This is a genomic window from Caballeronia sp. NCF2 (assembly GCF_023631205.1).
GTDB classification, from domain to species: domain Bacteria; phylum Pseudomonadota; class Gammaproteobacteria; order Burkholderiales; family Burkholderiaceae; genus Caballeronia; species Caballeronia zhejiangensis.
Genome location: NZ_JALQDN010000073.1, coordinates 131,286 through 138,221 on the forward strand (window position 1 = coordinate 131,286; position 6,936 = coordinate 138,221).

Below are 6,936 nucleotides of genomic sequence, written 5' to 3' on the forward strand. Positions count from 1 at the left end.
GAGGGGCTGAGACAGATGTCGGGCGAATCGAGGGTCGAGCAAAGCCGAGCGGTTTCGTTGGCATTCAGTGGGCTGGACAAAGTGTTCCTGCGCACGCGATTCGATGCCGCTGCCGCCGATGCCATCGCGACGGATCAAGCAGTTGCATCCGGCGCAAGCCTCCCGCTGAGCGGATTGATTCTGGCCGTGAAAGCGTGCTTCGATGTCGCCGGATGGGTCACCGACGCGGCTTCGGCCGTTCTATCCGACCAGCCTGAAGCGACGCGCGATGCACCGGTCGTTGCTGGGCTTCGCGCCGCCGGTGCAACATTGGTGGCGCACACCAACATGACCGAATTCGCCTTCGGCGCTCTCGGCATCAACAACACCACGGGTACGCCGGTCAGTCCGCTCGACGCCCACGGAGAACGGGTTGCCGGCGGATCGACTTCCGGCGGCGCCGTTGCCGTGGCAAGAGGTTTTGCGGACATTGCGCTCGGTACCGACACGAGCGGTTCGATCAGGATTCCGGCGGCGTTCTGCGGAATCGTAGGTTTCAAGCCTTCGACGAATGTGATCTCGACGCAAGGGTGCATTCCGCTGTCGACCACCTTCGATGCGCCAGGCTTCATTGCCCGCGATGTAAGCACCATTGTCAGGGTGGTAGAGGCGCTGAAACTTTATAGGACACGCGTCGTGCGGGTTCAGCCGACGAGGGAGCTCGAAGGGATCCGGCTGGCTCTGCCCGTGGATTTCGCCCTGAGTCGTTGCGATCCGACGGTCGTCGCCGCGTTCGAAGGGTGCGTCAATCGCCTTGCCAGCCTGGGTGCTTCGATCGTTGAGACTGACTTCATGGACCTTAGAGCGCCGTCGCGTATTGCCGCCGAAAGCGGGATCATCGTGGCGGACGCCTACGCTTGGCACGAACCGTGGATTCGTACGCGGCTGGCGCGTTACGACCCGCTCGTCGGGCCGAGAATATTGCGCGGTGAATCGATTCCCGCTTATCGATACCTGAAGGGCGCAGCAGCGCTCAAGCACGAAGCCAACGTGTTTGACGCAGAAATGGCGCACTACGATGCTCTTTTGACCCCGACAGTACCCATTGTTCCGCCTCGAATCGCAGACGTGACTGCGGACGAGACCGAGTATCTGCGTGTGAACGCGCTATCGTTCAGTCTCACCGAGCTTGCGAATCGCCTGGAGGCGCCGAGCATCGCCATGCAGTTCGATCCGGCCAGGCCGCGACCGTTCGGGCTGATGCTCACTGGTCGCCGGCATCGCGACATCGATCTGCTCTCCGTGGCACGCCGAGTCGAGGCGGCGCTATTGAAACCTTAATGCGAGATCCATCGAAGAGGAAACGGAAATGATCGTCAGAGACGTTGCATCCATCGTTGGAACGGCACGGCACGCCTCCGGAAAAGGGTGGGACAGCAAGCGGCTCATCGTCGCGAGCGATAACGTGGGATTTTCGGTCCATGACACCACGGTCTCCGAAGGAGCTGAACTCGAACTGGAGTATAAGCATCATATTGAGGCTAACTACTGTTTCGCAGGAGTAGGAGAGGTCGTCAATATTGCCACCGGCGAGACGCACACCATCCAGGCCGGATCTGTCTACGTTCTGGACAAGCACGACCGTCATATCGTGCGGGCAGTCAAAGGCGATCTTCGTTTGGTCTGCGTTTTCAATCCGCCTCTTGTCGGTGATGAAACGCATCGCGATGACGGCAGTTATGCGCCCTCGCGAGATCAGTAGCCCACCGCTCATCAACGCGGCTCATTAAGGCGGACGGGGCGCACTCATGTTCTTCGCAAACACCGACTACTTTTCTCCGACCTATGCTGTCGCACGCGATAAGTTTCGCGCCGCGGCGAGCGGCGCAGGGGCGGATCTACACGTCTACGATTACGATCGCTCGCCCGGGATCGAGGAGGAGCGTCTGAGCATCGACGTCGCGTGTTTAGGAAGCGCAACGAGCGGGCGCAAGCTTGTGGTCATCAGCGGAACGCATGGAGCCGAAGGCTACGCCGGCTCCGCGCTCCAGACCGCGTGGCTTCGGCTCTGTGCCTCGCGGCGAGAGCTCGACCACGTTGGCGTGATTCTCGTCCACGCACTTAATCCCTATGGTTTCTCGTATGGCGTTCGGACCAACGAGGACGGAATCGACCTCAATCGGAATTTTGTGGACTTCTCACGGGGCAGGCCGGAAAACCGGACCTACGACGAAGTGCATCGCTTCCTCAACGCGGACATTGCCGACGCGAATGAGTGTTCGAACGCCGAAGCAGGGCTCAGCGCGGCACGCGACCGTCTCGGAGAGGACGCGCTTTTTGATGCGATTGCACGCGGTCAATACGCGCACCCGGACGGCGTGTTCTTCGGAGGCACGCAGCGGACGTGGGAAAACCATACTCTGGAAAGAATTGTGCAGGCGCATCTTCTAGCGGCAGAGAAGGTGGCGGTGATCGACTGGCACACCGGCATCGGCGATTACGGCGAGGCATTTTTCCTGCCGTTCGCTGAGGCCGAATCCGATGCATACCGGCGGACCATGCAATGGTGGGAGAAGGATGGCCTGCCTGCTGGGCGTCCGCATGGACGCCGCTGCCCCCGCTACCGGGGTCTGGTGTTCGACGGCATCCGGAAGCTTCTGCCCGAAGCGGAAGTGGCAGGCGGCGTCATTGAGTGGGGCACGCGCGGACGCCAGCCGGGCGACCTGGCCATCCGGCAGGATCTATGGCTACGCCGGTTCGGAGATCGTTATCCGCGAGAGGCGGTCGTGCAAGTGCGCGCAGACCTGCTCGACTCATTCGTTCCCATCTCCTACGTCTGGCGCAATTCGGTGCTTTCGTCGGGCACCGAGATCGTCGAGAAGACCGTGGTTGGACTAACCCAATGGTAAGTTCTTTTGAGCAAGGATCGTTAGGAAGATGAGCAAGCCATTCCGGTTTGACCACCTCGTCGTGGCAGTGCACTCTTTAGAGGCGGCTGTGTTGGACTATCGGCGACTGGGCTTCAACGTGTCTACCGGTGGACGGCACACTCATGCGCCGACGCGCAATGCGCTCATCTACTTTCACGACGGCGCTTATATCGAGTTGATCGAATGGGTCAACCCGGCGAGCGGCGAGAAATGGTATGAGCGCCTGGCGCGACGAGGCGAAGGCGTCATTGACTTCGCGCTGTGCCCTGCGAATTTCTCCATAGAAACGCAACGGTCGGACAGACGCTACGATTTCTACAAAAGCGCTGCCGCGGGTTCGCGCGTTCAGGCGGACGGCGCGGAGATGCACTGGCTGCTTGGCTGGCCGACAGACGAGGCGCTTCCATTCCTCTGCGCTGATGTGACTGCGAGACACCTTCGCGTGCCTGAGGGAGACTGCCGCGTTCATCCGAATGGCATGCTCGGAATTCGCAGCGTTTCGGTTCAGGTACTCAATCTCGACAAGGCGGTGCAACGTTATGAACGCTTGCTTCTGTCGACTGCTGAGCGCATTGATCTTCCCTGGCTGGAGGATGCGGGTCTCGAGGCCGCTTCTTTGATTGTCTGCACGACGCGGATCCTCCTTGTATCGCCGAGAACCCACAGTAAGGTGGACATCGCGCAAGCTCTGGCACGCGATCTGTCGACCTATGGCCCGAGGGTGTATCGCGTTGCACTAGCGCATGACCGGCAGAATGCTCCGCCGACAATGCCGCTCGATCTGACGCACGGTGCGCGCCTCACGACGCCCGAAACGGACGATGATATCGAATCGCAACTGCTCCCTCTTCACGCCGCGCGCTGATTACCGCGGCAGACGTTCCGCAAATCGGGGCGGCGTTGGGGCGACAGCCTAGCGTTCGTAAATGAATCGATATCGAGGGGAACAGATGAAAGCACTAGTCGTTTTCGCCCCACCCGGAAGCGCAATCGTTCAACGGGCAACTTAAGGAAAGCATCGTCGCGGCGCTTCAAGAACAAGGAGCCGACGTTCATGTTTCGGATCTGTACGCGATGGGCTTCGATCCGGTCGAAGGACCTAGACATTTCGAGCATCGCGCGCGGCCTGATGTCTTCGATGTACAGACAGAACAGCGCCATGCCTTCGACGAGCAACTGATGAGTGAGGACATACGCGCGGAAATCGCCAAGCTGCTGGAAGCGGAACTCGTCGTCTTCCAGTTTCCGATCTGGTGGTTCTCGATGCCAGCCATGCTTAAGGGATGGCTGGATCGTGTATTCGTGTTGCACTACATGGGCTACACAGTCCTGCCGCATTTTGCGACCTTCGGGATTTCAGCGTCTATACGCTACGCGGGTATATCAGCCGATGCGTCGCGTCTTGAGCGCTACAAGGCGGATTTGCGGGCGCATATTGCGAAGATCGACCAGATGACGCCGCTTCAGTTCAACGGCTGGCAAGACTGGGATGCGTTGGGTCAACTGAAGCCCGACGCGCCGAGCTTCAGTCCGTTCATGCGCCATACTTTTTGATCCGTGTGCGTAGGCTCCTCGTAACGCTGAAGTGGCCTCGACTTTCTGGCTGAATGTTGTCAGAGGCCAAGGCCGAGACTGGCGGTGGTTGTCTGGATGCCTCCGTGCGGTCAGAAAAATCCCGATCGCTTCCTTGATCCGCAAGTCGTTAATCCGCCCTGGGAGTCGAATGTTCAGAACGGCGGACGCCCGACAAAAGGCGGATAGGGCGAGTTTCACTGGTTACGAAGTCATTCGACTTAAATTTGCAAGTACAGGGATGCTATGCGGCCGAATGCCAGCTCGGGGCAACAAGTGCGCATGGTGGTCTTTGCAGTCACCGACCGGCACGTGGTTCAGAGGCGGCGCAGTCCAAGACATCGTATGCGCCTGCTTCAACGTGGTCGGCCAGGGCGCTCGCCAAGATCATCGCGTCGGAGTTGACCGGGCCTCCAGCGCCCCTCCGGGACGGGCGAAAGACATCCGCGCCGCGCATGACGGACTGGCCCGACAGAGAGCATATTCCGGCGCGCCGCGCTTTGCCTCTGCGCCATTTCTGATCCTCGTAATGACAAGCGGTGGAGTCATGCCACGACAGAGTCGCCGTTCGGGCGCTGAGTTCCGCGATGCGGATTCGAACGCAGTCATTCCTCGCCTGACTCTCGGCCGTTTGCGCGACCGCCTCTTTCCAGCGCCTTGTCACTTGATTGGTCCGTGACTTATAGCGCGGTGTCACCACGTTCAATCCCGCGCATTCGGGAAGCAGTCTTAGCCTCGCGAGCGTGTCCTGCCAGACAAGAAAGCCGTTCTCTCGATCATTCATTCCTGACTCCTCTGTGGCGACTGGTCAGCGTTTGATAAGAGCCGCTCCTTGCATGTTTTCACAAACAAAAGCTGTCGGTCTTTCAATCCCGCGCGCTGCTTGGGGCATGAATTTCAAAAAAAGTAGAGCGGCCGCGGATGTCTACAAGCGTCGCTCCCACATCGTGGGCAAAACGAACATCAGTCGAGGGGATTGACTTGCTTGTCACGGTGCCTCATCTTGGGCAGTGGAAGCGGCGCTCAGTCGCCATCGTTGCGGCGTCATGCCGGTCACTTTCCGAAACACGGTCGTAAAGTGTGCTTGCGAATTGAAGCCGACAGATACCGCGATTTGAGCAATGGGCATCCGATTTTCCGCCAGCAGGCCTTTGGCGGTTTCCAGTCGCATGACAGTGAGGTAAGTGTGAGGGCTTAGTCCTGTCAAGCGCTTGAACTGCGACGCGAAATGCATTCGGCTGAGGCCGGCGAGGTCAGCGATGTCACTGAGCGTCACCCGCTCGCCTAATCGGCTCTCCATATACGCGATCGTCCGTTCGAGCCACCATGGAGGCAGCGCTTGCCTGCGTTTCTCGTCAAGCTGCGACCCATTCTCCATTGCGCGGGTAAGAATCGCCATCGCGAGGCTGTTAGAAAAAGCGTGCGCGTACGGGTTCCTCAGAGCCTCTGTCTCAAGCAGCATGCACGCGAGCTTGCCCATCATCGTATCGGCCGCGAAACCTGGATCCACGAGCCGATAATCCGGCGCAGCCGCCTTTCCGTGCAACTGCAGATGCACTGAAGCAACCACCGACCGAGGCACAAACACGTGAATAGCTTCGGCACTCCGGGTGAAGCTTGCCTCTAGCTGATCCTCCGGCGCGGTTACTTGCGTGGCGCCAAACGCAACGGGACCATTACGGAGTTTCCTGCCGTTTTTGGAGCAGGTAATGTTGGTTGCCCGCAGCAGCACTTCAATGATGTAGTGGGAGCTCTGAGTCGGGGCGGAATAGCGACGTTCGACGTGCGCCTCGTCTTTCCAGTATGCAATGTTGATTCGATCGCCGCGGTTATCCATCGACGCTGCGATGGATCTCCACGAAACCTCTCTAATCAGGACGGGCAATTCAAAGTGTGGCGAAAGAAAATCATAAGCGGCATCACGGCCAACCAAAACAGGATCAGTCGTAGTCACCATCGAGCGCGTAGTAGCTGAAGCAATGTTTCAATCGGCACTTGCGGACTATTCCGGCGAGAGCCGGATTGATTCCCTGCTAACCACAAAGTCAGTCGGCGACGATGGCCAGGACTGGAAGTGCCACCCGAAGTCCGAGGAGCCAAGCTTTCAGCGCATCAACGCCGCGTCTGGCTCGCTCGATGATTGCAGCGAACGCATCGTCCAGACAAGCCGCGGTCGAAGACCGGCGGCGATCAAGGTCCGGTTGATACTTACATTACTTGCGTTCCCAGAATAATGCAAACAATTTGATTTTCGCCGAATTGACTGCATACATTTGGCGCTGATCACATACTCGTCTGCGTCGCGCTATTTCAGGCCGGCCACCGCAGCCCGGCGCGATCGCACGGAAAAGTGGCGGGCTTGAATCATCGCGGGCTTAACGGACGCCCAGCAGTGCCTTCGGTTCGAGGAACGCTTCGATGCCGAACGTGCCGTATTCGCGTCCGATGCCCGATT

7 protein-coding genes are annotated in these 6,936 nt (G+C 59.1%); 5 read left to right on the forward strand and 2 right to left on the reverse strand.

The genetic code is table 11. The features are described from left to right. Window positions 1-15 precede the first annotated feature (15 nt). The 5 genes from NCS02_RS29950 to NCS02_RS29970 all read left to right on the forward strand — a co-directional run bounded on the left by NCS02_RS29950 (window position 16) and on the right by NCS02_RS29970 (window position 4,463). Window positions 16-1,320 (forward strand): amidase family protein, encoded by a 1,305-nt coding sequence (locus tag NCS02_RS29950; RefSeq protein WP_244808593.1) that lies wholly within the window; start codon window positions 16-18, stop codon window positions 1,318-1,320. Window positions 1,321-1,348: 28 nt separating this feature from the next. Then, entirely contained in the window at window positions 1,349-1,741 is a 393-nt protein-coding gene (locus NCS02_RS29955) for an ectoine synthase (protein WP_244808594.1), read from the forward strand. A 46-nt stretch (window positions 1,742-1,787) separates the two neighbouring features. Then, window positions 1,788-2,888 (forward strand): DUF2817 domain-containing protein, encoded by a 1,101-nt coding sequence (locus NCS02_RS29960; RefSeq protein ID WP_244808595.1) that lies wholly within the window; start codon window positions 1,788-1,790, stop codon window positions 2,886-2,888. A gap of 28 nt (window positions 2,889-2,916) precedes the next feature. Next, window positions 2,917-3,774 carry a VOC family protein gene (locus NCS02_RS29965; RefSeq protein WP_244808596.1) on the forward strand — a complete coding sequence of 286 codons (858 nt, stop codon included), beginning with the start codon at window positions 2,917-2,919 and terminating at the stop codon, window positions 3,772-3,774. A 152-nt stretch (window positions 3,775-3,926) separates the two neighbouring features. Then, window positions 3,927-4,463, forward strand: a complete 537-nt coding sequence (locus NCS02_RS29970) for an NAD(P)H-dependent oxidoreductase (RefSeq protein ID WP_244808843.1) — start codon at window positions 3,927-3,929, stop codon at window positions 4,461-4,463. 316 nt (window positions 4,464-4,779) lie between these two features. Here the strand turns inward: NCS02_RS29970 and NCS02_RS29975 are convergent, their stop codons facing one another. Together NCS02_RS29975 and NCS02_RS29980 are read right to left on the reverse strand one after the other, a co-directional pair. Continuing rightward, window positions 4,780-5,265 carry a DUF3331 domain-containing protein gene (locus NCS02_RS29975; RefSeq protein ID WP_244808597.1) on the reverse strand — a complete coding sequence of 162 codons (486 nt, stop codon included), beginning with the start codon at window positions 5,263-5,265 and terminating at the stop codon, window positions 4,780-4,782. Window positions 5,266-5,469: 204 nt separating this feature from the next. Next, window positions 5,470-6,438, reverse strand: a complete 969-nt coding sequence (locus tag NCS02_RS29980) for a helix-turn-helix domain-containing protein (protein ID WP_244808598.1) — start codon at window positions 6,436-6,438, stop codon at window positions 5,470-5,472. Window positions 6,439-6,936: the final 498 nt, after the last annotated feature.